The 22,978-nt window shown below is 63.3% G+C and carries 25 protein-coding genes; 4 read left to right on the forward strand and 21 right to left on the reverse strand.

The genetic code is table 11. The annotated features are described in order from the left end of the window. Positions 1-56: 56 nt before the first annotated feature. The 6 genes from RAK07_RS11205 to RAK07_RS11230 all read right to left on the reverse strand — a co-directional run bounded on the left by RAK07_RS11205 (position 57) and on the right by RAK07_RS11230 (position 5,427). Positions 57-602, reverse strand: a complete 546-nt coding sequence (locus RAK07_RS11205) for a hypothetical protein (RefSeq protein ID WP_305732919.1) — start codon at positions 600-602, stop codon at positions 57-59. Between the two features lie 18 nt (positions 603-620). Next, complete coding sequence (gene gcvPB / locus RAK07_RS11210) at positions 621-2,066, reverse strand: aminomethyl-transferring glycine dehydrogenase subunit GcvPB (RefSeq protein ID WP_305732920.1); 1,446 nt, start codon at positions 2,064-2,066, stop codon at positions 621-623. Continuing rightward, positions 2,057-3,397: an aminomethyl-transferring glycine dehydrogenase subunit GcvPA gene (gcvPA, locus tag RAK07_RS11215; RefSeq protein WP_305732921.1), complete on the reverse strand. Its 1,341-nt coding sequence runs from the start codon at positions 3,395-3,397 to the stop codon at positions 2,057-2,059. Before gcvPA ends, gcvPB begins: the two co-directional genes overlap by 10 nt. 66 nt (positions 3,398-3,463) lie before the next feature. Continuing rightward, positions 3,464-3,838, reverse strand: coding sequence for a glycine cleavage system protein GcvH (gene gcvH / locus RAK07_RS11220; protein WP_305732922.1), 375 nt, complete (start codon positions 3,836-3,838; stop codon positions 3,464-3,466). Between the two features lie 29 nt (positions 3,839-3,867). Further along, complete coding sequence (gcvT, locus tag RAK07_RS11225; protein ID WP_305732923.1) at positions 3,868-4,968, reverse strand: glycine cleavage system aminomethyltransferase GcvT; 1,101 nt, start codon at positions 4,966-4,968, stop codon at positions 3,868-3,870. Positions 4,969-4,980: 12 nt separating this feature from the next. Beyond that, positions 4,981-5,427: a hypothetical protein gene (locus RAK07_RS11230; RefSeq protein WP_305732924.1), complete on the reverse strand. Its 447-nt coding sequence runs from the start codon at positions 5,425-5,427 to the stop codon at positions 4,981-4,983. Positions 5,428-5,587: 160 nt separating this feature from the next. On the opposite strand from RAK07_RS11230, the gene RAK07_RS11235 reads away from it, so the two are divergent. Continuing rightward, entirely contained in the window at positions 5,588-6,832 is a 1,245-nt protein-coding gene (locus RAK07_RS11235; protein ID WP_305732925.1) for a GAF and HD-GYP domain-containing protein, read from the forward strand. Between the two features lie 127 nt (positions 6,833-6,959). On the opposite strand, the gene nifS is transcribed toward RAK07_RS11235, so the two are convergent. From nifS to RAK07_RS11250, 3 genes are all read right to left on the reverse strand, one after another. Then, a complete protein-coding gene (gene nifS, locus RAK07_RS11240; RefSeq protein WP_305732926.1) occupies positions 6,960-8,129 on the reverse strand; it encodes a cysteine desulfurase NifS in 1,170 nt (389 codons plus the stop codon). Continuing rightward, entirely contained in the window at positions 8,126-8,998 is an 873-nt protein-coding gene (nifU, locus tag RAK07_RS11245; protein WP_305732927.1) for a Fe-S cluster assembly protein NifU, read from the reverse strand. Before nifU ends, nifS begins: the two co-directional genes overlap by 4 nt. 101 nt (positions 8,999-9,099) lie before the next feature. After that, a complete protein-coding gene (locus RAK07_RS11250) occupies positions 9,100-10,518 on the reverse strand; it encodes a phosphoglucomutase/phosphomannomutase family protein (protein WP_305732928.1) in 1,419 nt (472 codons plus the stop codon). 218 nt (positions 10,519-10,736) lie between these two features. Between RAK07_RS11250 and RAK07_RS11255 the strand changes: the two genes are divergently transcribed. Both RAK07_RS11255 and RAK07_RS11260 read left to right on the forward strand, forming a co-directional pair. Continuing rightward, positions 10,737-11,036 (forward strand): PxxKW family cysteine-rich protein, encoded by a 300-nt coding sequence (locus RAK07_RS11255; protein ID WP_305732929.1) that lies wholly within the window; start codon positions 10,737-10,739, stop codon positions 11,034-11,036. Positions 11,037-11,111: 75 nt separating this feature from the next. After that, positions 11,112-11,579: an NUDIX domain-containing protein gene (locus tag RAK07_RS11260; protein ID WP_305732930.1), complete on the forward strand. Its 468-nt coding sequence runs from the start codon at positions 11,112-11,114 to the stop codon at positions 11,577-11,579. Here the strand turns inward: RAK07_RS11260 and RAK07_RS11265 are convergent. The 12 genes from RAK07_RS11265 to aroC all read right to left on the reverse strand — a co-directional run bounded on the left by RAK07_RS11265 (position 11,568) and on the right by aroC (position 21,934). Then, positions 11,568-12,389 (reverse strand): menaquinone biosynthetic enzyme MqnA/MqnD family protein, encoded by an 822-nt coding sequence (locus tag RAK07_RS11265; RefSeq protein ID WP_305732931.1) that lies wholly within the window; start codon positions 12,387-12,389, stop codon positions 11,568-11,570. The genes RAK07_RS11260 and RAK07_RS11265 overlap by 12 nt on opposite strands. Then, positions 12,389-13,891: a TolC family protein gene (locus RAK07_RS11270; RefSeq protein ID WP_305732932.1), complete on the reverse strand. Its 1,503-nt coding sequence runs from the start codon at positions 13,889-13,891 to the stop codon at positions 12,389-12,391. The genes RAK07_RS11265 and RAK07_RS11270 overlap by 1 nt, the downstream gene beginning before the upstream one ends. A gap of 77 nt (positions 13,892-13,968) precedes the next feature. Next, positions 13,969-14,358, reverse strand: coding sequence for a glycine cleavage system protein GcvH (gcvH, locus tag RAK07_RS11275; RefSeq protein WP_305732933.1), 390 nt, complete (start codon positions 14,356-14,358; stop codon positions 13,969-13,971). Between the two features lie 3 nt (positions 14,359-14,361). Then, complete coding sequence (gene accC, locus RAK07_RS11280) at positions 14,362-15,702, reverse strand: acetyl-CoA carboxylase biotin carboxylase subunit (RefSeq protein ID WP_305732934.1); 1,341 nt, start codon at positions 15,700-15,702, stop codon at positions 14,362-14,364. Positions 15,703-15,710: 8 nt separating this feature from the next. After that, positions 15,711-16,190, reverse strand: a complete 480-nt coding sequence (accB, locus tag RAK07_RS11285; protein ID WP_305732935.1) for an acetyl-CoA carboxylase biotin carboxyl carrier protein — start codon at positions 16,188-16,190, stop codon at positions 15,711-15,713. Between the two features lie 66 nt (positions 16,191-16,256). Then, positions 16,257-17,327, reverse strand: a complete 1,071-nt coding sequence (locus RAK07_RS11290; RefSeq protein ID WP_305732936.1) for a M24 family metallopeptidase — start codon at positions 17,325-17,327, stop codon at positions 16,257-16,259. A 63-nt stretch (positions 17,328-17,390) separates the two neighbouring features. After that, on the reverse strand, positions 17,391-17,825 hold the full coding sequence (gene aroQ / locus RAK07_RS11295; RefSeq protein WP_305732937.1) for a type II 3-dehydroquinate dehydratase: 435 nt from the start codon (positions 17,823-17,825) through the stop codon (positions 17,391-17,393). A gap of 3 nt (positions 17,826-17,828) precedes the next feature. Continuing rightward, positions 17,829-18,191, reverse strand: coding sequence for a roadblock/LC7 domain-containing protein (locus RAK07_RS11300; protein ID WP_305732938.1), 363 nt, complete (start codon positions 18,189-18,191; stop codon positions 17,829-17,831). Then, on the reverse strand, positions 18,182-19,144 hold the full coding sequence (locus RAK07_RS11305) for a tetratricopeptide repeat protein (protein WP_305732939.1): 963 nt from the start codon (positions 19,142-19,144) through the stop codon (positions 18,182-18,184). Before RAK07_RS11305 ends, RAK07_RS11300 begins: the two co-directional genes overlap by 10 nt. A 20-nt stretch (positions 19,145-19,164) precedes the next feature. After that, positions 19,165-20,232, reverse strand: coding sequence for a 3-dehydroquinate synthase (gene aroB, locus RAK07_RS11310; RefSeq protein ID WP_305732940.1), 1,068 nt, complete (start codon positions 20,230-20,232; stop codon positions 19,165-19,167). Then, the gene (locus RAK07_RS11315; protein WP_305732941.1) at positions 20,229-20,756 is read right to left on the reverse strand and encodes a shikimate kinase; all 528 of its coding nucleotides are present in this window, start codon (positions 20,754-20,756) and stop codon (positions 20,229-20,231) included. The genes aroB and RAK07_RS11315 overlap by 4 nt, the downstream gene beginning before the upstream one ends. After that, complete coding sequence (aroC, locus tag RAK07_RS11320) at positions 20,756-21,934, reverse strand: chorismate synthase (RefSeq protein ID WP_305732942.1); 1,179 nt, start codon at positions 21,932-21,934, stop codon at positions 20,756-20,758. The genes RAK07_RS11315 and aroC overlap by 1 nt, the downstream gene beginning before the upstream one ends. Positions 21,935-22,116: 182 nt before the next feature. Here aroC and RAK07_RS11325 point away from each other — a divergent pair, with 182 nt between their 5' ends. Further along, on the forward strand, positions 22,117-22,974 hold the full coding sequence (locus tag RAK07_RS11325) for an NAD(+)/NADH kinase (protein ID WP_305732943.1): 858 nt from the start codon (positions 22,117-22,119) through the stop codon (positions 22,972-22,974). The last annotated feature ends 4 nt before the right edge of the window (positions 22,975-22,978 follow it).

A 22,978-nucleotide genomic window follows, 5' to 3' on the forward strand; every position in this document is an offset into this window, starting at 1 on the left:
ACCGGAGAGTGGCGGCCCCATAATGAGACGCCAGGGCGGGCGGGAGACGGCGGAGCTCAATGCTGCGTTTCCGTTCCGGCCATCCTGAGGGCCGGGCGCCGCACGGCGCAGTGCGTCAGGTTCCAGTCCGCCCCCTTGAGAATATCGCAGAGCAGCCGGTTGATGCTGGAGACCATCCCGGCGTTGAGGTTGATGCTCAGCGTCTGGCCGCTGGCAAGGGTGAGCGTGAGGGCGGCGTGACGATCCCGGGGGGAAATTTCCACCTTGACCACCAGCAGCGGCTGCTGCCCCAGCGGGTAGTGGGAGGCTTTGGCTTCGAAGCGGGCACAGAAGGGTGAGGATGGCGGGGAGGAAGCGGACGCACCCTCCGATGCCACCTCCCGGTCGAACTGTTCCAGGGCCTGCTGCAGGGCCGGGTTGGTCCACTGCTGTGTCTCCGACCCCATTTGCACCTCCTCGGAGTGCGCAAGACCGGCCACCATCCGGGCAACCACCGCCCGGGTCAGCCAGAAGCGGAATTCCGCCCCTTCCAGGGTATTGATCCGCAGCAGCAGCCGATCCTCACGGGGCACATAGGAGAGATTGACCTGATTCAGTTGCACGCGTTCGTCCCCATGCCGTCAACCGCTGCAGCAGACCTGCTGCTCGCGGGCAGCCCTGGTTTCGTCCAGGCGGGTAACCGGCATGGTGACCGGCATGGCGGCGAAGGCCGCCGGATCACGCTCTGCCAGTTGCGCCGCCTCGATCATCGTCTCGATGAAGGCGTCCAGTGTCGCCTTGCTCTCGGTCTCGGTGGGCTCGATCATGATCGCTTCCTTGACGATCAGCGGAAAGTAGACCGTGGGCGGATGATATCCCCGGTCGATCAGGAATTTGGCGATGTCGATGGCATGCACGCCGTGAGCCAGTTGCCGTGAGGCGGAAAAGACGCACTCGTGCATGCAGGTCAGATCAAAGGGCAGCTCATACCAGGGCTTCAAGCGCTCCTTGATGTAGTTGGCGTTCAGCACCGCCTGCTCCGAAACCTGTATCAGTCCCTCCCGCCCCAGCATGATCAGGTAGGCGTAGGCCTTGGCCATGACGCTGAAGTTGCCGAAGAAATTGGCGGTGCGGCCGATGGAGGCGGGATTGTCCAGCTCCAGCGTCAGGAACCCGCTTGTTTCGTCATGCACGATGCGGGGCATCGGCAGGTAAGGGCTCAGCCCCTTTTTCACCCCCACCGGCCCGGCGCCGGGACCGCCGCCGCCGTGGGGGGTACCGAAGGTCTTGTGCAGATTGACATGGATCACGTCGAAGCCCACGTCCCCGGGGCGAACCTTGCCCATGATGGCGTTTAAGTTGGCACCGTCGTAGTACATCAGGGCGTCATGGCTGTGGGCGATGTCGGCGATCTCCCGGATATGGGGATTGAACAGCCCCAGGGTGTTGGGGCAGGTCATCATCACCGCCGCCACCTCGTCGTTCATGGCCTGCCGGAACAGCTCCATAGCCATGTCGCCGTAGGGGGCGGTCGGCACGGTGATGATCTCGTACCCCACCATGGCGGCCGATGCCGGGTTGGTGCCGTGGGAGGAGTCGGGCACCACCACGTACCGTTTCCGGTTCCCCCTGGCCCTGTGATAGGCGGCGATCAGCAGCATGCCGGTCATCTCGCCGTGGGCGCCGGCCAGGGGCTGGGTGGTCACCTCGTCCATGCCGGTAACATCGGCCAGCAGTTGCCCCAGGTCGTAGAGCATCCCCAGCGCCCCCTGGCAGCATGCCTCGCCGCCCGGCAGGAGCGCGGTCATCGGATGCAGCGGCGCAAACAGGTTGGCCGCATTTTCCAGCACCTTGGCGTTGTACTTCATGGTGCAGGAGCCCAGGGGATAGAAGGTGGTATCCACCGAAAAGTTACGGCGGGACAGGTTGGTGAAATGCCGCACCATGTCCAGCTCCGACACCTCCGGCAGGGCGGCTGGTTCGCCCCGGAGCAGCGATGGGGGCAGCTCCGGCGCCGGCGGCACATCGGAAGCCGGCAGCCTGACGCCGCGCCGTCCCGGAACCGACTGTTCGTAGATCAGCTGCATAGCGCCTCCTTCAGCGTGCGGGCCAGGGTGTCGATCTCAGCCTTGCTGCGTTTTTCGGTGACCGTCACCACCAGCAAATTGTCCGACCCTTCATAGTACGGCCCCAGCGGCACGCCGGCCGCGACCCCCTTCTCAAGCAGGGCCGCCACCACCGGAGCAGCCGGCTGCGGGAGCGATACGGTGAACTCGTTGAAGGTGGGAGCGGTCTGCAACACCGTGACGCCGGGAATGGCCGCCAGCCGTGTCTTGGCGTACTCGGCCTTGTCGTAGTTGAGCCGGGCCAACTCCGCCAGGCCGGACCTGCCGACGGCGGTGAGGAAGATGATTCCCCGCAGGGCACAGAGGGACTGGTTGCTGCAGATGTTGGAGGTGGCCTTGTGGCGCTTGATATGCTGCTCCCGTGCCTGAAGGGTCAGCACGAACCCGCGCGTGCCGTTTCTGTCCACGGTCTCTCCCACGATCCGCCCCGGCATGCTGCGGATGAGCGCCTTCCGCGCGGCGATGAAACCGAAGGAGGGACCGCCGAAGGAAAGGGGGTTGCCGAGGGACTGGCCATCCCCCACAGCGATGTCGGCGCCCATTTCCGCCGGGGTCTTCAGGATACCGAGGGCAACCGGGTAGACCGCCGTCACCAGCAGTCCGCCCACGCCGTGTACCTGGGTCGCCACCGCGCCGAAATCCTCCACGCAGCCGAAGACGTTGGGATACTGCACCAGCAGCGCTGCGGCGCGATCATCGAGCTCCGCAGCCAGTTCCTCCCGGTTCAGCAGCCCGTCCAGCGGCGCGAGTTCCACAATGTCCACCGCCAGGTTGGCCAGGTAGGTACGCAGCACGGCCCGGGCAAAGGGGCTGATGCAGCCGTCCACCAGCAGGCGGTGCCGGTTGGTGGCCCGCAGGGCCATCATGGCGGCTTCGGCCAGGGCGGTGGCGCCGTCGTACAATGAGGCGTTGCTCACCTCCAGGCCGGTCAGGCGGCAGATGGCGCTCTGGTACTCGAACAGGGCCTGCAAGGTTCCCTGGGAGCATTCCGGCTGATAGGGGGTGTAGGCGGTGTAGAACTCGGCCCGGCCGGAGAGGTGGTCCACCACGGCAGGAATGAGGTGGTCGTAGCAACCACCGCCGATGAAGAGCGTCAGCTCCTGATCATTGTCGGCGGCAATCTGGCGCATCCGCGCAAAGGTTTCGAACTCGGACATGCCGGGGGGCAGGTTGAAAGACTTGGCCCGCAGTTCCGCCGGAATCGGGGCAAAAAGTTCCTCAACGCTGCCGACGCCGATGGCGGCCAGCATCTCCCGGATTTCCTCCGGGGTGTGGGGGCAGTAATGGCTCATGGAGAATCTCCCGCAGGGACGCTTCTTCTAATCGCTCGCTTCGCCGGGTACCCAGACGGTTTGCCCCTACAGGGTCGCAAGGTACTCCGCGTACTGTTCTCTGGTCATCAGTCGGCCGACGTCGGCAGGATCGCTCAGTTCCAGCTCCACCATCCAGGCTGCCGCTTCGGCGGACTCGTTCACCTGTTCCGGCGCCTGTTCAAGGGCCGTGTTCACCGCCCTGACCGTGCCGGAAACCGGTGCGTAGATGTCGCTGGCCGCTTTGACCGACTCGATGGCCGCCAGCACCTCGGACTGTTTCACTGCCTTCCCGACAGCCGGCAGTTCCACAAAGGTGACGTCCCCCAGTTCACGGGCCGCATGTTCGCTGATGCCGATCCGCGCCACGTTTCCCTCGATCAGTGCCCATTCATGTTCCTTGGTGAAATAAAGTGCGGACATCTCGGTTCCTCCGGTCTTTTCTGGTGTTTTCAGTGTCGAAGCGACCCCTTGTCGTAAAACGGCAATCCGCAGACAACCGCCTCCATCGCGGCACGCTCCTGACGGATGGTCAGCGCAGTACCGGGCACCGCGCAGGCCGGCGGCACGAAACCCAGCCCGATCCCACAGCCCAGCATGGGCGAGAAGACGCCGCTGGTCACCTCCCCCACCCGTTCCTCGCCCCGGTATATCCCGTAGCCGTGCCGGGGGGTGCGGCGGGAGCTGATTCGGAAGGCCGCCTTGACTCGCCCCAGGGGGGCCGCCTGCTGCCGCAGGAGCGCCTCCCGGCCGACGAACGGCTTCCGCAGGTCGACGAACATCCCCAGGCCGGCTTCCAGCGGCGTGACGGTCTCGTCCAGGTCGTTGCCGTAGAGGGAGTAGCCCACCTCCAGCCGCAGCACGTCCCGGGCTCCCAGGCCGGCCGGTTTCACCCGCTCGTCCCGCAGCAGCAGGTCCCAGAGCTCAGTCGCTCGATCGGCGGGCAGGAAGATCTCGTAGCCCAGTTCGCCGGTGTAGCCGGTGCGGCTGACAATGGCGCCGGTGCCGAGGATATCGGTCTGCATGAAGCGGAAGTAGGGCAGGGAGGCGATCCGGTCGCCGAAGGCGGCGGCCAGCACCTCGCGGGAACGGGGTCCCTGCAGGTCGATTTTGCCGGTGATGGCGGAAATGTCGCTGAATTCGCCCCCGGCGAGACGGCTCCCGATCACCCGGAAATCGTTGGGAGCAGTGGCGGCGTTGACCACGATCATCGCTTCCTGCTCGGCAATGCGGAAAACGATCAGATCGTCGATGATCCCGCCCCGTTCGTTCAGCAGAAAGCCGTACCTGGAACGCCCCACCGGAATGGTCGTCACGGAAAAGGTGAACAGCTCCTCCAGGCCGAAGGCCTGGAAATCGCCACGGAAGACGAATTCTCCCATGTGGCAGATATCAAACAGGGCCGCCTGCTCACGGCACCAGCGGTGCTCGGCGATGATCCCCTCGTACTGGATCGGCATCTCCCAGCCGCCAAAGGGGGCCATCAGCGCCCCCAGGGCACGGTGTCGGGCGTTCAGGGGGGTAGCCTGCAGGGTGTCGGCCAGGTCCGCCATGATTCCTCCTTGCTACCGCTTACGCTTGCTGCCGGTACCGCCGGCAAGACTTTTGATATCGCTCAGGCGCATCTTCCAGCGTCCCTCTTCGTGATCCAGGGTAAACTCGCGACTATGGCTGTTCTCGGCGGAAGAACCGCCCTCCATTCCGACCCGGGCGAACACTTTGGCAGTGGTACGCTTTTCGTTGACAACACGAAAGTCCCGCAGCTTGGTGAAACAGCAGGCCGGCCGAATATCCGTTTCCCTGAGCAGGCGGACGAACCGCTCCCGGGTCATGCCGCTGCGGTGGGACAGAAGATCGTACAGCTGTTCGAAGCGCCCGTCGCGCCAAACATCGAGCGTGGCGGCCATGGCCTCTTCGCGGGGATCAAGCGGCGTGGCGGCGGCGGACGCCGCAGGGAAGGGAAACACCAGACAGCAGACAAGGAAGAAGAGCAGAATTACCGGGCGGAACATTGCAGCCCCCCTGCGAGAATGGATGGGCCATGGTAGTGCATCCTCCCCGGGCTGGCAACGATAAATTTGACCGACAGGACAACCGCCAGACTTGCGAATCCTCGCTCTTGGGGTATACATAGAAACGGTGCAGCGAGCGTACCCCTCAAGGTGTGAATTCATGAAAGATTACAACCACATTCTCCAGAGCCTGCTGAACTTCGGCCTTGATATCTCTCAAATCAAGGACGTCGACGTCCTGCTGGAGAAAATCCTCAGCGAAGCCCGCGGCTTCACCGGCTGTGACGCCGGCACCATCTACATCAAGGAAGGTAGCTGGCTCTACGCCCGCTACTCCCAGAACGACACCCTGCATGCCGCCGCAACGGGGCATCGCAAATCGGTCTACACCAACATCACCATCCCGGTGGACAACAGCTCCATCGCCGGGTACGTGGCCGCCACCGGCAGCCAGCTCAACCTTCCCGACGTCTATGAGCTCGATCCCGACCTGCCCTATTCCTTCAACCGTTCCTTCGACGCCATGACCGGCTACCGCACCGTTTCGCAACTGGTGCTGCCGCTCACCAGCATGCGGGGGGAAACCGTCGGCGTCCTGCAACTGATCAACGCCAAACGCCCCGGCGGGGCGGTGACCCCCTTTGACAGCAACGACGAGAGCGGCATCAGCTATTTCGCCGTCACGGCGGCCAACGCCATCGAACGGGCCAAGATGACCCGCGAAATCATCCTGCGGATGAACCGGATGGCCGAACTGCGCGACCCCAAGGAGACCGGTCCCCACGTCAACCGGGTGGCCGCCTACTCCGTCGCTCTCTACGAAAGTTGGGCCGCCCGCAAGGGGCTTCATCAGGAGGAAGTCGACCGCACCCGCGACATCCTGCGGATGGCGGCCATGCTGCACGATGTGGGCAAGGTGGCCATCTCGGACAGCATCCTGAAGAAGCCGGGGCGCTTCACGCCGGAGGAGTACGAGGTGATGAAGCTGCATACCGTCTACGGCGCCCGGCTGTTTCCGGATCTCTATTCCGAACTGGACGAAGCGGCCGCCGACGTGGCGCTGAACCACCACGAGCGCTGGGACGGCAACGGCTACCCCGGCCACATCAGCCTGGCCACCCTGAAAGCCCTGCCGGGGTACGAGAAGGAAGACGGTTCGCCGCGGGGCAAGAAGGGAGAGGAGATTCCGCTGTTCGGCCGGATCGTGGCCATTGCCGACGTCTACGACGCCCTGTCCAACCGCCGCTGCTACAAGGAGGCCTGGGACGCCTCCGAGGTACTGCAGGAACTGCGCAAGGATGCCGGCACCGCCTTTGATCCGGAACTGGTGGAGGTATTTCTGGAGAACATCGAGACCATCCGTCAGATCGCCGCCCAGTTTCCGGACGACTCCGACGCCCACTGACAGCGACCCTCTTTTTCTCCCTGTTCTTCCGCCACATCGCCGCCACGTATGCGCTCCCCACCCCGGAAACGGCAAAGGCGGGTGCTTCGCGCCCCGCCTTTGCCGTTTCCGGTCATCTCCGGAGGTCCTAAGCTGCAAGATGCTCCCGTCCAAAAGGGGACATCTGCCGCAGGCGGGCGATAATCGGCGGCATTTCCTTGATGACCGTATCCACCTCGGCATCCGTCGTATACCGGGACAGTGAGTAACGGATCGACCCATGGGCACAGGTGAACGGTACGCCCATGGCCCGCAGCACGTGTGAAGGTTCCAGCGAACCGGAAGTGCAGGCACTGCCGGAAGAGGCGCAGATACCCAGTTCGGACAGGAGCAGCAATATCGCCTCACCTTCAACAAATTCAAAGGCAATGGAGGTGGTATTGGGCAGACGCTCAGCTCCCCCGCCGTTGACGCGGGCATTGGGAATGGCGTTCATCAGGGCTGTTTCCAGACGATCACGTTGCGCGCGTACCGTGGTGTTCTCGGCGATCATATACTCGCCTGCCAACTGGCACGCTTTACCCAGGGCGATGATGGCGGCGGCGTTCTCGGTGCCGGCCCGGCGGCTTTTCTCCTGATGCCCCCCCACCAGGAGCGGCCGGAACGGGGTCCCCTTGCGCAGGTACAAGGCGCCGATCCCCTTGGGAGCGTGCAGCTTGTGACCGGACAGGGACAGCATGTCAACCTGGGAGGCAGCCATATTGATCGGAATTTTACCCACTGCCTGTACCGCGTCGGTGTGGAACAGGGCTCCATTGGCCCTGGCGATGGCGGCAGCCTCCTCCACCGGAAAGATCACGCCGGTTTCGTTGTTGGCCCACATGAAGGAGACAATGGCGGTGTCGTCGTCGATGGCCCGCTTGTACTCGTCCATGTCCAGACGGCCGGCACCGTCCACCCCGATTTCCGTTACCCGGTACCCCTTGGTGCGCAGGTTACGGCACTGGGTCAGCACCGCCGGGTGCTCCACCCGGCTGGTGATGATATGCTTGCGGTCCGGCAGCACCTCCAGGGCGGAGCGGATGGCAGCATTGTCGCTCTCGGTACCGCAGGCGGTGAAGATGATCTCGTCCGGCGTCGCCCCCAGCAGATCAGCCACCCGTTTGCGGGCCTCCACCACCTTCCCCTGTACCTGGCCGCCAAAGAAATGCATGGAACTGGGATTGCCGTACAGTTCGCAGAAATAGGGGCGCATCTCCTCGAAAACCGCCTCGTCCACCTTGGTGGTGGCGTTGTTGTCCAGGTAAATCTCTTTCACGCCGGCACCTCCTGCACCCGCAGGTCGTCGTGGACCAGCTCCCGCAGCTTCATCTCCACGAAGCGGGCGGTGTTGCCGGACGAGGCGCAGCCGGCGCAGGCCTTGCGGAAAGCGATCTGCACCACATCTCCCTCGATATCCATCAGCTCCAGGTCACCGCCGTCGGCCAGCAGCATGGGACGGATATCCCGCTCCAGCACCTCCTGTACCAGTTGCATCTTCTTCAGGTTGGAAAGCTTGCCGGTCCGGGCCTGCGGCTGGGCGGTCTGCTGACCCAGCACCTCGGCGATCAGTTCCTTGATTTTGGGGATGCAGCCGCCGCAGGCACCGCCGGCCTTGGTGAAGTGGGTCACCTGCTCGGCCGTGGTCAGCTTGTTGGTCTCGATCACCTTCTTCAGGAAGGTGTCGGTGATGCCGAAACATTTGCAGACCAGGGTTCCTTCATAGTCGGGGTAGGCATGGCCGTGGTCATGCTCGGCATCGTGCTCCGGCACCGCCAGGCCGCGATACTTGTAGATAGCCACCTCCAGCGCCTCCTGCCCCATCACGGAGCAGTGCATCTTCTCCTCCGGCAGCCCCCCCAGGAACTGGGCGATATCCTGGTTGCTGATAGCCAGGGCCTCGTCCAGGGTCTTCCCCTTGACCATCTCGGTCAGGGCGGAGGAGGAGGCAATGGCGCTGGCGCAGCCAAAGGTCTGGAATTTGGCGTCAACGATCTTGTCCTTGTTCTCGTCAAGCTTCAGGTACAGCTTCAGGGCGTCGCCGCAGGCCAGGCTGCCCACTTCCCCCACAGCATCGGCGTCCTGTATCTCACCCACGTTCCTGGGGTTCAGGAAGTGATCTTTCACGGTTGGTGTATAGTCCCACATGGCGCTTGGATTCCTTTCTTCTCGTCTGTCACCTGCCCTGACAACTCTGCCGCATCAGGTGACCGTTGTGTTTGTCATTGATCAAAAAACAGGCGTTTCCGTCAGCCCAGAATAAACTGCCTGCCTGCCGCCATCACGTCGTTCAGCCGGGCTTCGCCGGATGCCTCGCCGTAGAGGCGCACCACCGGTTCGGTGCCGGACTTGCGGAAGAGCAGCCAGGAACCGTCGGCCAGCAGCAGCTTGACCCCGTCCACGGTGATCACGTCGGTTACCGCTGCGCCGGCAACCTCCCTGGGCACCGCGGCAACCTTGCCGGCATAGGCGGCTTCCAGCTCCGGCGAAAGCCGCAGGTTGTCGCGCCGGGTGACGAAGCGTCCCACCTCGCCGTAGAGGCGCTCAAGCAACTCCCGTACCGTCTTCCCCTCGCGGGCCACCATTTCCGCCACCAGGAAGCAGGCCAGGATACCGTCCTTCTCCGGCACATGCCCCTTGATGGTCAGACCGGCACTCTCCTCGCCGCCGATGACGATCTTGTCCTGGCAGATCAGCTCGCCGATATACTTGAACCCTACCGGGGTCTCAAAAACCGGCACGCCGTGCTTTTTCGCCACCGCATCGACAAAGTGGGACGTGGCCACGCTGCGGGCCACGCCGCCGGAGAGTTTACGCACCCGAATCAGGTAGTCCAGCAGCAGGGCAATGATATAGTTGGGTTCAATGTAGGTGCCGTCGGCATCGAGTATGCCGAAACGGTCGGCGTCGCCGTCGGTGGCAAGACCGAGACGGATGGCGGGATCGTTCCTCACCAGGGTGATGAAGTCGGGTATGTGCGCTTCGGATGGCTCCGGCGGCTGCCCGCCGAAGTAGGGGTCAAGGTGGTCGTTGATAATCCGGTAGGGCACGCCCCGCCGTTGCAGCGGCGGCTCAAGGTAGCCGCGACTGGTGCCGTAGAGCGGATTCAGGGCCAGCGTGCCGATCCCCTGCAGGGCGTCGAAATCGATCTTCCGTTCAAGGTCGGCCAGATACGCGCTGCGGGGATCGATCCGTTCCAGCAGCCCCTGCCGTTCGGCCTCTTCAAGGGTCGGCTCCTGCCAGCAGACGGTGCCCAGCAGACGGTTTGCCCGCTGCTCGATATCTTTCGTGGTTTCCGGCAGCGCCGGGCCGCCCCAGGAGGGGGAAAACTTGATGCCGTTGTACTCCGGCGGATTATGGCTGGCGGTGAAATTGATCCCGCCGTTGGCCTGCCGGCGCAGAATCTCGAAGGAGATTACCGGGGTCGGCACATCCCGGTCGCAGAGGCAGGCCTTGATACCGGCTCCGGCCAGCACCCGGGCCGCTTCCTCGGTAAAGCGACGCCCCATGAAGCGGGTGTCGCTCCCCACGATCACACCGTTGCCGGCCTGACCGTTTTCCTTGAGATGATCCGCAATGGCCTGCACCACCACCTTGACGTTGTCGAAGGTAAAATCTTCACACAGGATGCCGCGCCAGCCGGATGTGCCGAAAGCGATTCGGGTCATGCCATTCCTCCGGAAAATGAATGGGACAGCAGTGGTCTATCGACACTAATACACCGATTGATACGCCGTCAAGTCAAAGCACCCTCCCCCGTCGTCGCCACCGGAAACCGCCAAAAAGTATGGACAGTCGTCCCGTTTTTTGGTATTGACTTTTTCTTTTTGAAATTGCTAATGTTTAACTCTGTTCAGGCAGAGTTACTTTGAGGAGGATGAAGCGAATGCAGTGTCAAACCGTGCTTCCCGGTACCGAGTGTACTTTTATGGCCAAAAGCGGATGTGTCTTTCCCGACGGGTCCTGTCAGATTGTCGTGGAAAATTGCGAGGGCTGCGAACGGATCGTGAGCGGCACCATCGGTCAGGTATGCAGCGCCTATCCGGCACCGTCGAAGAAGTGGGCCAACGGCATCTGCAACTTCGCCACCCACGTCAAGGTGGAGCTCAAGGTCGAAGACCTCAAGGTCAACCCCCTCAAGGCATCCAAGAAAGCCTCCGGCGGCAAGGGCGGCAAGAAGAAGTAAACCGCTCCGACAGCGTGTCAGCCAATCGGGGGGAGCCTGCTCCCCCCGTTTCGTTTCCGCACCCGGACAAACGTCATGTCATTCGATACGCTCGCCTGTCCTTCCTGCGGCGCAGCGGTTATCCGCTACCGCAACCCCTTCCCCACCGTAGACATCATCATCGAACGTGCGGGGCGCATCGTGCTGATCAAGCGCAAGAATCCGCCTCACGGCTGGGCGCTGCCGGGCGGGTTCGTCGATTACGGCGAGTCGCTGGAGCAGGCTGCGATTCGTGAAGCACGCGAGGAAACCTCCCTGGAGATCCGCAACCTTCGTCTTTTGGGCTGCTACTCCGATCCTGCCCGGGACAGCCGCTTCCACACCATCTCTACCGTTTTCATCGCCGAAGCGTCCGGTATCCCCCAGGCAGCCGACGATGCCGCCGAACTCGCTCTGTTTTCCCCTGCCAACCTGCCTGCGCCGCTCTGCTTCGATCACGCCCGCATTCTGGACGATTACGTGCATTCGTTGCGCCGGCCGCAACCAGACTCGTCAAGAGAATAGGACCAGATCCGGCTCTGCGGAAAGCAGACCGAGTTCTGCCCCATAGGCGTAGAACAAGCGCAGTCCATCCAGTTCTTTTTTCCCGAGATTGTAAGAGATGTTATCCCGCCAGTAGGCGATCAGTCGTTCCCTTCCCATCCATGACGCCTCCTCTGCCTGCGCCGCAATCCGTTCCCGCTCCCGGCAGGCGTACTCTTTTGCCACCAGCAGTTGACCGGCCAGCGTAGCCATCTCCTGCCGATGCTCTGCTGCCGCCGTCCGGGTACAGAACCAGAGCGCAAAGACAAAGGGGAGTCCGGTCCAGTCATACCAGAGGGAACCGAGGTCGTAAACGTACGGAGCAGGCCCCACCTGGGAGGAGCGCAGGGCCGCATCACCGATCAGCAGCATCGCCGGCGCCTCCTCCAGGGCGGCGACTATCCCGGAGTCGCTGACGCGAAAGGTGCAGCGACAGCCGAAACGCTTGCTCATCAGGATTTTGAGCAGGTTGACCGAGGTTGCCGATTCGGCGGAAAGCAGGACCGTCCGACCGTCCAGCTCCTCAAGGGGGACGCGGGAAAAGAGCAGCACGCTGGCAACCGGCCCGGCGCTGCTGATGGAGAGTTCCGGGAGGATCAGATACCGTTCCGCATTAACGGCGTACGCAAAGGAGGAAGAGGGACAGACGTCGATCTCTCCGGCTGCCAGCATACTGTTCAAGACCGCCGGAACACCGGACACGATCTGGTAGCCTTCACAGGGAAAGCAGGTAGTAAGCCCCCGGAAGAGCGGTGTGACGTTGGCGTAATCGATCCGGCCGATCCGCAGCATCAACGAACGTCCCGGTACAGCCGGTCGGCATCGGGCGCCACCATCCGGACCTGCTGCTGCTCCAGAATCACCCCGGTCGCTTTCCAGAGCTGGGTAACAGCCGTGTCATAGGCGACCTGGGCTTTGATCTGGTTCTGCTTCGCCGTCGCCAGATCGTGTTCAACATCCAGCACATCCTTGGTGGTTGCCAGCCCCACCTCAGCCTTGCGCACAAAGGCGTTCAGGCGCTCCTCGGCAAAACGGCGCCCCCGTTCCGCCACTTCCAGCAGCTTGAAGTTGGCCTCAATGGCCCTGAGCGCCGCCCGCACTTCGTTGACGATCAGCTCCTGCTGGTTACGGATCTGTACCGAGAGTTGATCACTCTTGAGGCGGTTCTTGCGATACTCGTTCTCCGCGGCGCTGTTACCCAGGGGATAGGAAAAAGTCAACCCGACCCCCCAGGCGGGGTAGTTGCCCGACCCCAGCCGGTCCATGTCCCGGGAATAGCTCTCCCCCAGCCCCGAGGCTGCGGCCGAAGCAGTCAGGTTCAGATCGGGCCGGGTACGGTTATCGGCAACCCGCGCCTGTAGCTCGGCGGCGTCACGGTTGCGCTGCAGCTCCTTCAACTCAGGGCGGTTGGCCAGGGCACGTCCGACCTCCTCCTGTTCGGACGTGCCATAGCGGCTGGTCAGCGGCTGGTCCACCGCCTCAAGCACGCCGAGCACCTCCAGTTGTACCAGTTGACGCAGCAAGTCGGACTGGTCGGTCACCGCCCGCTCCGCATCGATCAGTTCTTTCTCCCGCGAAGCCACCCCGTACTGGGCGTTCAGTATCTCCATGGCCGGCAACACACCGGCGACGACCCGCGCCTGGGTCTCGGACAGGATTCGCCGGGCCAGCTCCAGGGAAACCCGTGCCACCTCCTGCTCCCGCTGCAAACTGTACAATTTGAAATATTCGGTTCGCACCTGGGTTACCAACGTCATCAGGCGGCTCTGCAGCTTTTCAAGGGTAGCATCCTTGCCGAGCCGGGCCACTTCGATGGTCAGTTCCGTGGCCTCGCGACCGAAATTCTTCAGGAGCGGCTGGCTGAGGGTCAGCCCCAGCGTGGAATCCCAGTAGGAGGACAGGCCGACGGCGGCGGCGGTCTGGTCGGAGGAGAGATAGCTGTTCTCGTAGTCGAGCGAAACCGTGGCGCCGCTGGGAAGCACCTGACTGACGCCGGCATTGAGCTGCACGGAACGGGACCAGAGTTTGCGGGATGCCTGCAGCAGGGAATAGGAGGTCGTTTCGCCCACCGACGTGGTCAGGCTGAGGGTCGGGTTGTACAGGCCACGGCTTTTGCGATACTCCGCCTCCTGCATGGCCGGGTTGTACAGCTCCGCCTTCAGGTCCAGGTTCCGCTCGACAGCCGACCTGATCGCATCGGACAACGTCAGCGGCACCCTGTCCGCTCCGTGGGCCACGCCGCTCACCAGCATCAGCAGACCTACTGCCTGCACCATCATCCGTCGCATAGACATTCCCCTCACCCCGTCTCCCGGCACTATAGAAAAAGGGCGGTGTTACCCGCCCTTTCGGAGAATCCTGTCAGTCCGCGTCAGACATCCCGGTCTTCAATGTACTCCAGGTAGTCGTCCGCCGACATCAGCGATTTCAGCTCGTCGGGATCATCGACTGAAATTTCGGCCAGCCAACCAGCGTCGTAGGGATCATCGTTGATCAGGGACGGGTTGTCAAGCAGCTCGTGGTTTACCTCCGTCACGGTGCCGCTGAACGGCGCATACAGCTCGGCCACCGTCTTGCGGGCCTCGACGGAGCCCATGGAATCCTCCTGCTCGACCTCATCTCCCTCGTCGGGCAGCTCCACGGAGGCAACGGCACCCAATGCGTCCTGGGCAAAATCGGTGATGCCGACCACGGCGGTGCGCCCCTCACGCCGCACCCAGAGGTGTTCCCGCGTATACTTGAGTTCCTCGGGGATATCCATCGACTACTCCAGTACGATCCGCTCAAGGAACGAGGTGTCGACATTCCCTTCGATGAAATCCTTGTTGGCCATGATCCGCTTGTGGAAGAAGATGGTGGTCTTGATCCCCTCGATGATGTACTCGTCCAGGGCCCGGGCCATGCGACGGATGGCGTCCTCGCGAGTCTCGGCATGGACGATCAGTTTGCCGATCATGGAGTCGTAGTGGGGCACCACGCTGTACTGGTCGTACACGAAGGCATCCACCCGCACCCCCAGCCCGCCGGGCTGATGGTAGGCGGTGATCTTGCCGGGACAGGGGGTGAACTTGAACGGGTCCTCGGCGTTGATCCGGCACTCGATGGCATGGCCGGTGATCTTGATATCCTCCTGGGTGTAGCGGAGCGGCAGCCCGGCCGCCGAGCGGATCTGCTCCCGGATCAGGTCCACGCCGGTGATCATCTCGGTCACCGGATGCTCCACCTGGATACGGGTGTTCATCTCCATGAAGTAGAAGTCGCCGTTCTTGTCCAGCAGGAACTCCACCGTGCCGACGCTGCTGTAGTTGACCGCCTTGGCGGCCTTGACGGCAGCAGCACCCATGGCGGCACGCAGTTCCGGCGTCAGCACCGGACAGGGGGCCTCTTCAATGATCTTCTGGTGACGGCGCTGGATGGAGCAGTCCCGCTCCCCCAGGTGGATGCAGTTGCCGTGTTTGTCCGCCAGCACCTGGATCTCCACGTGGCGCGGTTCCACGCAGTATTTCTCGATGTAGACATCCGGGTTGCCGAAACCGGCCTGGGCTTCGGCCTTGGCGGTGGCATAGGCAGTGGCCAGGGCCGCCTGGGAGTGGACGATCTTCATGCCGCGACCGCCGCCGCCGGCGGTGGCCTTGATGATCACCGGAAAACCGATCTGCTTGGCGATCTTCACCGCTTCGTCAACGCTTTTCACGTTGTCCTTGGTGCCGGGCAGGATCGGTACGCCGTGGGGAATAACCGCCTGACGGGCGGAAATCTTGTCCCCCATGACCCGCATGCTCTCGGCCGAGGGACCGATGAAGGTGATGCCGCACTGTTCGCAGACTTCGGCAAACTTGGCATTTTCCGACAGGAAGCCGTAACCGGGGTGGATCGCCTCGGCATCGGTCAGTTCAGCCGCACTGACGATGGCGTTGATGTTGAGGTAGCTCTGGCTGCTGGGGGCCGGTCCGATGCAGACCGACTCGTCGGCCAGCTTGACATGGAGCGAATCGGCGTCGGCCGTGGAGTAGACCGCAACGGTCTTGATCCCCAGCTCCTTGCAGGCCCTGATCACCCGGATGGCAATTTCGCCGCGGTTGGCGATGAGTACTTTATGGAACATGGCCGCTCCTAGAGCTTTTCAATGACAAACAGCGGCTGACCGAACTCCACCGGCTGCGCATTCTCGACGCAGATCTTGACGATCTTGCACTTGAACTCCGCCTCGATCTCGTTGAACAGCTTCATCGCCTCAACCAGGCAGAGCACCTGTCCCTTTTCAACCACTTGGCCGACTTCAGCAAAGGCCGGGGACTCCGGCGAGGGGGAACGGTAGAAGGTGCCGACGATGGGGGAGTTGATGGTCTCGCCGGTCTCCGCAGCCGGAGCGGCAGCAGCAGGTGCGGCAGCGGCGGGAGCAGCCGGAGCCGCTGCAGCGGCAAGCGGCGCGGCAGCCGGCAAGTAGGCCTGAGCAGGGGCGGCCATCTGCACGATCTCGGTCCGCTGCCCCCGCTTGATGACGATCTTCTCGTCGGCGTTATCCATTTCAAATTCGGTAATATCGGTCTCGGTAATCATCTTTATCAACAGCTTCAGATCCTTGACTTCCATGTTCAGACTCCTTCCTGATATCGGGTATCGCTACCTACCACATTTTCATGATTTTCAACAGAACGATTACAGGCTCTTCAGCCCCTTATCGATCCGGGTCAACAGCCGGCAGCCGTCGGCGGTGACCGCCACGGTATCCTCGATCCGCACCCCGCACCGGCCCGGCAGGTAGATCCCCGGTTCGATGGTGAAGACCATCCCCTCTGCCACCACCGCATCGCTGCGGGGGGAGATCACCGGCTTCTCGTGGATATCCAGCCCCACCCCGTGCCCCAGGCCGTGGCCGAAATAGTCGCCGTACCCCTGGGCCGCGATATGGTCGCGGGCCACCGCATCAAGATCACGGCAGGAGATGCCCGGCTTCACCGCTGCAATGGCCAGGTCATGGGCAGTTTTCACCGTCTCGTAAACCCGCCGCTGTTCCTCGCCGATCTCCCCGACGGCCACGGTCACGGTCTCGTCGGAATGATAGCCGGCCAGCACGGCACCGAAGTCGATGGTAACCAGTTCGCCGGCCCGGATCACCTTGCCGGAAGCACGGCCATGGGGCATGGCGCCCCGCTCCCCCGAGGCAACGATGATATCGAACCCGCTAGCATCGGCGCCGCGACGGCGCATCTCGAACTCAAGCTCTAAAGCGAACGCCGCCTCGGTCACACCGGGCCGCAGGCCGGGCAGCACCGCCTCAAGGGCTGCAGAGGCCAGGGCCGCCACCTGCTCCAGGAGCTTCAGCTCTCCGGCATCCTTGAGATCGCGAATCCGCTCCAGCTCAGGCCCGATCGGCAGCAGTTCACAGCCGGCCAGCTGCTCCGCCAGGGTCCGGTGGGCCGTGACGGTGGTATGGGCAGCTTCAAAGCCGATCCGGTGCGCCCCAACGGAACCGGCCAGTTCCGCCACCGCTTCGTGGCGCCGGGAACGCTCCAGAACGGTCAGCCCGGCCACCTCGGCCGTCGCCTGCACCGTGTAGCGGGAATCGCAGACAAACCAGCCCGCACCATCGGCAGTCAGCAGCAGTGAGCCTTCGGAGCCGCTGAAGCCGGAGAGGTAGCGCAGGTTCACCGGGTGCTCGATCAACAGCAGATCGAGGTGCTGTTCTTCAAAGAACGGACGAAGAAGCTGCCGCCGGTTTTTTAGCATAAATAAAACCACCCTCTCAACCTGAATTGACAAGATCGGCCAAAAAAGGGTGGCACCTCCGAACTATTTTTCACTGTGATTAAAAAGTGCCCGCAATCCCAGCAGGTAGCTGTCCAGACCGAACCCGCTGATCTGGCCCAGGGCCAGGGGAGCCAGAAAACTGTGATGCCGGAACTCCTCCCGGCGGTAAACGTTGGAAAGGTGTACTTCAACAAAAGGGAGCCCCACGGCTGCCAGGGCATCGCGCAGCGCAACGCTGGTGTGGGTGTAGGCGGCCGGATTGATCAGGATGGCGTCACAGGTGTCCCGCGCCCCCTGGATGGCATCGACCAGCGAACCTTCGCAGTTTGACTGGAAGAAGGCAACGCTGCAGCCCAGCTCCGCAGCCAGACTTTCCAGAGCGGCATTGATCTGGGCAAGGGTCAGAGTTCCGTAGATTTCGGGCTCCCGCTGCCCCAGCAGGTTGAGGTTAGGGCCATGCAGCACCAGCACACGCATAGGTTACTCCACCGAGCGGATCAGTTCAGGGACAACGGTGCTCAGGAGGAAGCGTGCCTTGCCCGGGTTGGCGTCACGGGACAGGACCATGACGGCGAAAAACTCCTCGTTCAGGATACGAACCACCATGACCGCATTGGCGGTGGTCACCGTCATTTCTTCCAGGTCACCGGCCCCCACCACGTCGATGGACCGCCGGATGTCCTTGACCACGGTTGCATATTCCACTGCCATGGCCTGCACGTCGAAACCGGCCGTATCCCGTCGCACCTCGTCGACGGCGATGCAGTCGCGCCCCATCAGCATAATCGCGTGGGCACCCTCAATCCGCCCGATCAGCGACTCCAGCAGCTCCCTCAGCGACATGTCCGCACCCTCCGGATATTCTCCAGCCACCCTTCCAGGACCACCACCTTTTCCCGGTTCGTGGCTGACCGGTCCGCGGCTGCCGCCGTACCGGCGGCAGCGCCCTCCTCGACGGTGTCAGGTGTCTCCATTCCTTCAAGTTCGACAAGGCGAGCGGCGACCGCAGCATCTTCCGGATTGCGCACATGCAGCATCCGGTAAATCTCCCGCGCCCGGTCGCCGAACCCCTGGGAAAGATAGAGTTCGGCAACGGTCGGCGTGATCATCGGGTCATCATCGGCAGCAAGCTCCGGCAGTGGCAGCTCGTCATCGGCAGCAGCCTCCCGGCCGATCCCGTCGAACAACGCCTCCGGCTCCGGAGCGAAACGGTCGACCGTTATCCAGGGATCGGTCTTACGCACCACCGGCGCGTTTGCCAGCACTGCCAGCGTCTCCTCGCCACTCTCGTCCGCTTCCTCCGGAATCACGTCGTCATCGGACAGCTCGATCAACTCCAACTCCCCGCCAGCATCAACGAGCGGCGGCGTATCCCAGAGCGAGGATTCAAGAGCGGCAAGCTCGGCACGGACACCCAGATCGTCAGGATAGAACTCAAGGATGGTTCGCAGGGCCGCCAGTGCCTCGTCATGCCGGCCGGCCGCACGGCTGAGTTCCACCCGCATCTGCTGGGCTTCCAGTGATTCCGGCGTAGCGGTCACGACCACGGCAAGGGCCTGCAGAGCCTCATCGTACAGCCGCTGCTGACGACAAGCCCGTGCCAGAGCCATCCGGCCGGCCAGAAATCCGGGGTGGCGGGCGACACCGTCTCTGGCCGCCGCCAGGGCCTCTTCTCCCTGCCCCGCCTGCAGATAGAGATCGGCAAGGGGAGCAAAAGCGTACGAATCGGGAGCTGCCTCGAGACGCTTCCGGTACCCCCTGATCCTCTCCTGCAGGTCATCGGTCAGTGACGCCATGACTTCCCTCACCTCCCCGTCTAACAGGCTGCGGCCAGATCGGCCGGTGTGATCTTCAGCACGGCATGGCCGCCGATTCCCCGGTTGCAGATGTAGCTCAGGGTTCCGGCACGGTTTTTCTTGTCGCCGGCAAGCGCCGCCGTCAGCAGGTCGGTAGCGGTTTTCGGCGGGGTTACCGGCAATCCCAGGCGTTCAAGCAGGCCGACGAGACGGTCCCGCTCCCCGGCAGTGCAGAAACCGGCAGCACGGGATATTTCCGCAGCACAGGCCATGCCGATGGCAACCGCCTCACCATGCACCAGGTTCCGGTACCCCCCCAAGGTCTCAAAGGCGTGTCCCAGGGTGTGGCCGTAATTCAGTACCGCCCGCAGCCCTGATTCGTGCTCGTCCTGCTCCACTACCCACGCCTTCAGCCGACAGCAGCAGGCCACGACCTCTCCCAGCAGGGCGGTGTCGCGCCGGAGCAGCAACTCCGTTTCCGCTTCCAGCCGTTCAAACAGGCCGCGGTCCAATACCATGCCGTACTTGACCACCTCGGCGAGGCCGGCCCGGTAATGGCGCTCGGAAAGAGTCCGCAAGGTGTCCAGGTCCGCCAGCACCAGGGAGGGTTGATAAAAGGCGCCGATCAGGTTCTTGCCGCGGGGATGGTCAATGCCGGTCTTGCCGCCGACACTGCTGTCCACCTGGGCCAGCAGGGTGGTGGGAATCTGCACGAAGGGAATTCCCCGCAGGTAGGTGGCGGCCGCAAAGCCCGCCAGATCACCCACCACGCCCCCTCCCAGAGCCACGATGAAATCATGGCGATCGACACCGGCCTCGATCAGGCGATCATACACATCATCGAGGGTGGCGGCGGTCTTGAACTCCTCGCCATCGGGAATCTCGATCAGAAGCGGCGCAAAGCCGGCCGCCGCAAGGGAAGCGACAACCGTTCCGGCGTAGAGGGGAGCAACGGTGGGATTGCTGATAACGGCCGCCCGCCCCGCCAGACCACGTGCCGAACAGGCGGCACCAGTGCCGGACAGCAGGGCGCTGCCAATTCGGATATCGTAACTGCGGGAACCCAGCTGGATGGATACGGTTCTCACGGCGCTCCTGAAGCCTTCTCGGCCAGACGACAGCGGATTTCAGCGGCAACATCTTCCAATGTTTTCCCGGTAGTGTCAATCCGAATGTCGGCGTCGGCGTAGAACGATTCCCGTTCCTGCAGGATGCGGCTAATCCGCTCTTCCCGCGACTCACTGCCGGCCAGGAGCGGCCGGTCGGTGGTCAGGGCAAGCCGCTGCGCCAGGGTGGTGGCGGAAGCGGTCAGATTGACCACCACACCGATCATCCGCAGCAGCAGCCGGTTTTCCTCCCGCAGCACCACCCCGCCGCCGGTAGAAAGCACCATGCGGGTCCGGTCCCCCAGGGTGGCCAGAGCAGCGGTCTCCATCTCCCGAAAGGCCTGTTCTCCGCCACGGGCAAACACCTCGGTGATGCTGGAACCTTCCAGTTCGACGATCAGCGCATCGAGATCGACGAAATCATACCCCAGTTGTGTCGCCAGCAGGCGCCCCACGCTGGTCTTGCCGCTGCCCATGGGGCCGGTCAGCACGATGCAGGTGTTCATCAAAAACTCCTTACCGCGGCCAGATAGCCATCCCGGTTGCGGATGATCTCGTCAAGGGAGTCGCCGCCGAATTTCTCCAGCACGGCATGGGCCAGCTCGATGGCCACCACCGCCTCGGCCACCACCAGGGCAGCCGGAACGGCACAGGTATCGGAGCGCTCCACCGACGCCTCGTACGGCTCATGGGTCAGCAGGTCCACCGATCTGAGCGGCGTGTACAGGGTGGGGATCGGCTTCATGGCAGCCCGCAGAATCAGCGGTTCGCCGGTGGTCATCCCCCCCTCCAGGCCGCCGGCGTTGTTGGTGGCCCGGACGTAGCCGCTCACGACTCCCCGTTCCAGAACCGTCGGATCGTAACCAATTTCATCATGCACCTGCGATCCGGGGCGGCGGGCCGCCTCGAACCCCAGCCCCACCTCAACCCCCTTGATGGCCTGAATGCTCATCAGCGCCATGGCCAGCCGCGCATCCAGCTTGCGGTCCCACTGCACATGGCTGCCCAGTCCCGGCGGCAGGCCGGTCACCTGCACCTCCACCACGCCACCCAGGGTATCGCCGCTGGCCTTGGCATGGTCGATCAGCCGCTTCATCTCAAGTTCCGCCTCGTCATCGCAACAGAACAGCTCCGAAGCAGCCGCCCGCTCCCAGAGCGTCGGCAGCGGCTCGGCGGCGACTCGGGCACACACGCCGCCCAGTTCGGTCACCATACCGCCAATCCGGATGCCGAGGGCTTCCAGCAGGCAGCGGGCCACCGCTCCCACCGCCACCCGCACCGCAGTTTCCCGGGCGCTGGAGCGTTCCAGGATGTTACGGACGTCACGATGACCGTACTTCATCGCCCCGGAAAGGTCGGCATGCCCCGGACGGGGACGGGTCACCGCCTCCGCCATGCCGTCGTGCTCTGCCAGGGGGGACATCTTCTCCAGCCAGTTGGCCCAGTCCCGGTTCTTCACCACCAAGGTCACCGGAGAGCCCAGGGTTCTGCCCCAGCGGACACCGGACAACAGCTCCACCCGGTCCAACTCGATCTTCATCCGGTCACCCCGGCCGTAACCATGCTGACGACGGGCCAGCTGCCGGTCGATCTGCTCCGGCGACACCGGCAGCCCGGCGGGCAACCCTTCGATAATGGCGGTCAACTGGGGACCGTGCGATTCACCGGCGGTTATGTAGCGCATAGGTCGAACAAGCTCCTTGGTAAGGCGAAGTTCGTCGAGATATATCGTAAAGATAGCTGTGGCGCAACCTTCCGCTGCAGAAGCCGGCCCCGTGTTCCGATTTTGCCGCCGCACCGACGACCGGTTTCCCGGTCGGTTACGACCGGTGGACAAGCCTTCCAAGCTGTGGTACAGGAGCGGGTATGCTCAACGTTGCCATTTTCGCCAAAGTGCATGACCCCCGCTGTCAGGGCGTTGCCGCCGAGCTGGTCACCTGGCTGGAGGCCCGCGGCTGCCAGCCGCTGCTGGAAGCCCACCTGGCCCGCCACCTGGGGCATCCCAATGGCCTGTCCGAAGAAACCATCCGGGAGCAGGCCGGCTTGGTCGTGGTGCTGGGGGGGGATGGCACCCTGATCTCCGTGGCCCGCCTGTTCAGCGGCCGCGAAGTGCCGATCCTGGGGGTCAACCTGGGCAGCCTGGGGTTTCTGACCGAAATCACCGTGGAAGAGTTGTACCCGGTGCTGGAGGAGTGCCTGGTTGCCGGTCCGCGCATCACCGAGCGGATGATGCTGGAGGTAACCGTCACCCGCGACAATCGCGAACTGGCCCGCTGCGAGGTGCTGAACGACGCCGTGATCAACAAGGGAGCCATTGCCCGGATCATCGAGCTGGAGGCGCGGGTGAACGACCACTTTCTCACCACCTTCAAAGCCGATGGCCTGATCATCTCCACCCCCACCGGTTCCACCGGTTACTGCCTCTCCGCCGGCGGTCCCATCGTGCAGCCGCTGATGCACTGCATCGTGATCATCCCGATTTGCCCCCACACCCTGACCAATCGTCCCATCGTCATCTCCGACGAATCGGTCACCAGGATCGTGGTCAAGTCCTCCTTCGACGAAAAGGTCTACCTCACCCTGGACGGTCAGGTGGGGGTGGAGCTGCAGGAAGGGGACAGCATCGAGATCCGTCGTGCCCTCAAGACAACCCCCCTGGTCACCTCCCGCGACAAGGATTACTTCGCCATCCTGCGGGCCAAGCTGAAGTGGGGCGAACGCTGACCGC

Origin of the sequence: Trichlorobacter ammonificans (assembly GCF_933509905.1) — a bacterium.
GTDB classification, from domain to species: Bacteria; Desulfobacterota; Desulfuromonadia; order Geobacterales; family Pseudopelobacteraceae; genus Trichlorobacter; species Trichlorobacter ammonificans.

What these genes read in the sequence shown, in the direction of transcription:
- gcvPB (WP_305732920.1), bottom strand. Translation starts at nt 2,066, where the DNA reads ATGCAGCTGATCTACGAACAGTCGGTTCCGGGACGGCGCGGCGTCAGG.
- gcvPA (WP_305732921.1), bottom strand. Translation starts at nt 3,397, where the DNA reads ATGAGCCATTACTGCCCCCACACCCCGGAGGAAATCCGGGAGATGCTG.
- gcvH (WP_305732922.1), bottom strand. Translation starts at nt 3,838, where the DNA reads ATGTCCGCACTTTATTTCACCAAGGAACATGAATGGGCACTGATCGAG.
- gcvT (WP_305732923.1), bottom strand. Translation starts at nt 4,968, where the DNA reads ATGGCGGACCTGGCCGACACCCTGCAGGCTACCCCCCTGAACGCCCGA.
- RAK07_RS11230 (WP_305732924.1), bottom strand. Translation starts at nt 5,427, where the DNA reads ATGTTCCGCCCGGTAATTCTGCTCTTCTTCCTTGTCTGCTGTCTGGTG.
- RAK07_RS11235 (WP_305732925.1), top strand. Translation starts at nt 5,588, where the DNA reads ATGAAAGATTACAACCACATTCTCCAGAGCCTGCTGAACTTCGGCCTT.
- nifU (WP_305732927.1), bottom strand. Translation starts at nt 8,998, where the DNA reads ATGTGGGACTATACACCAACCGTGAAAGATCACTTCCTGAACCCCAGG.
- RAK07_RS11250 (WP_305732928.1), bottom strand. Translation starts at nt 10,518, where the DNA reads ATGACCCGAATCGCTTTCGGCACATCCGGCTGGCGCGGCATCCTGTGT.
- RAK07_RS11255 (WP_305732929.1), top strand. Translation starts at nt 10,737, where the DNA reads ATGCAGTGTCAAACCGTGCTTCCCGGTACCGAGTGTACTTTTATGGCC.
- RAK07_RS11260 (WP_305732930.1), top strand. Translation starts at nt 11,112, where the DNA reads ATGTCATTCGATACGCTCGCCTGTCCTTCCTGCGGCGCAGCGGTTATC.
- RAK07_RS11265 (WP_305732931.1), bottom strand. Translation starts at nt 12,389, where the DNA reads ATGCTGCGGATCGGCCGGATCGATTACGCCAACGTCACACCGCTCTTC.
- RAK07_RS11270 (WP_305732932.1), bottom strand. Translation starts at nt 13,891, where the DNA reads ATGTCTATGCGACGGATGATGGTGCAGGCAGTAGGTCTGCTGATGCTG.
- gcvH (WP_305732933.1), bottom strand. Translation starts at nt 14,358, where the DNA reads ATGGATATCCCCGAGGAACTCAAGTATACGCGGGAACACCTCTGGGTG.
- accC (WP_305732934.1), bottom strand. Translation starts at nt 15,702, where the DNA reads ATGTTCCATAAAGTACTCATCGCCAACCGCGGCGAAATTGCCATCCGG.
- accB (WP_305732935.1), bottom strand. Translation starts at nt 16,190, where the DNA reads ATGGAAGTCAAGGATCTGAAGCTGTTGATAAAGATGATTACCGAGACC.
- RAK07_RS11290 (WP_305732936.1), bottom strand. Translation starts at nt 17,327, where the DNA reads ATGCTAAAAAACCGGCGGCAGCTTCTTCGTCCGTTCTTTGAAGAACAG.
- aroQ (WP_305732937.1), bottom strand. Translation starts at nt 17,825, where the DNA reads ATGCGTGTGCTGGTGCTGCATGGCCCTAACCTCAACCTGCTGGGGCAG.
- RAK07_RS11300 (WP_305732938.1), bottom strand. Translation starts at nt 18,191, where the DNA reads ATGTCGCTGAGGGAGCTGCTGGAGTCGCTGATCGGGCGGATTGAGGGT.
- RAK07_RS11305 (WP_305732939.1), bottom strand. Translation starts at nt 19,144, where the DNA reads ATGGCGTCACTGACCGATGACCTGCAGGAGAGGATCAGGGGGTACCGG.
- RAK07_RS11315 (WP_305732941.1), bottom strand. Translation starts at nt 20,756, where the DNA reads ATGAACACCTGCATCGTGCTGACCGGCCCCATGGGCAGCGGCAAGACC.
- aroC (WP_305732942.1), bottom strand. Translation starts at nt 21,934, where the DNA reads ATGCGCTACATAACCGCCGGTGAATCGCACGGTCCCCAGTTGACCGCC.
- RAK07_RS11325 (WP_305732943.1), top strand. Translation starts at nt 22,117, where the DNA reads ATGCTCAACGTTGCCATTTTCGCCAAAGTGCATGACCCCCGCTGTCAG.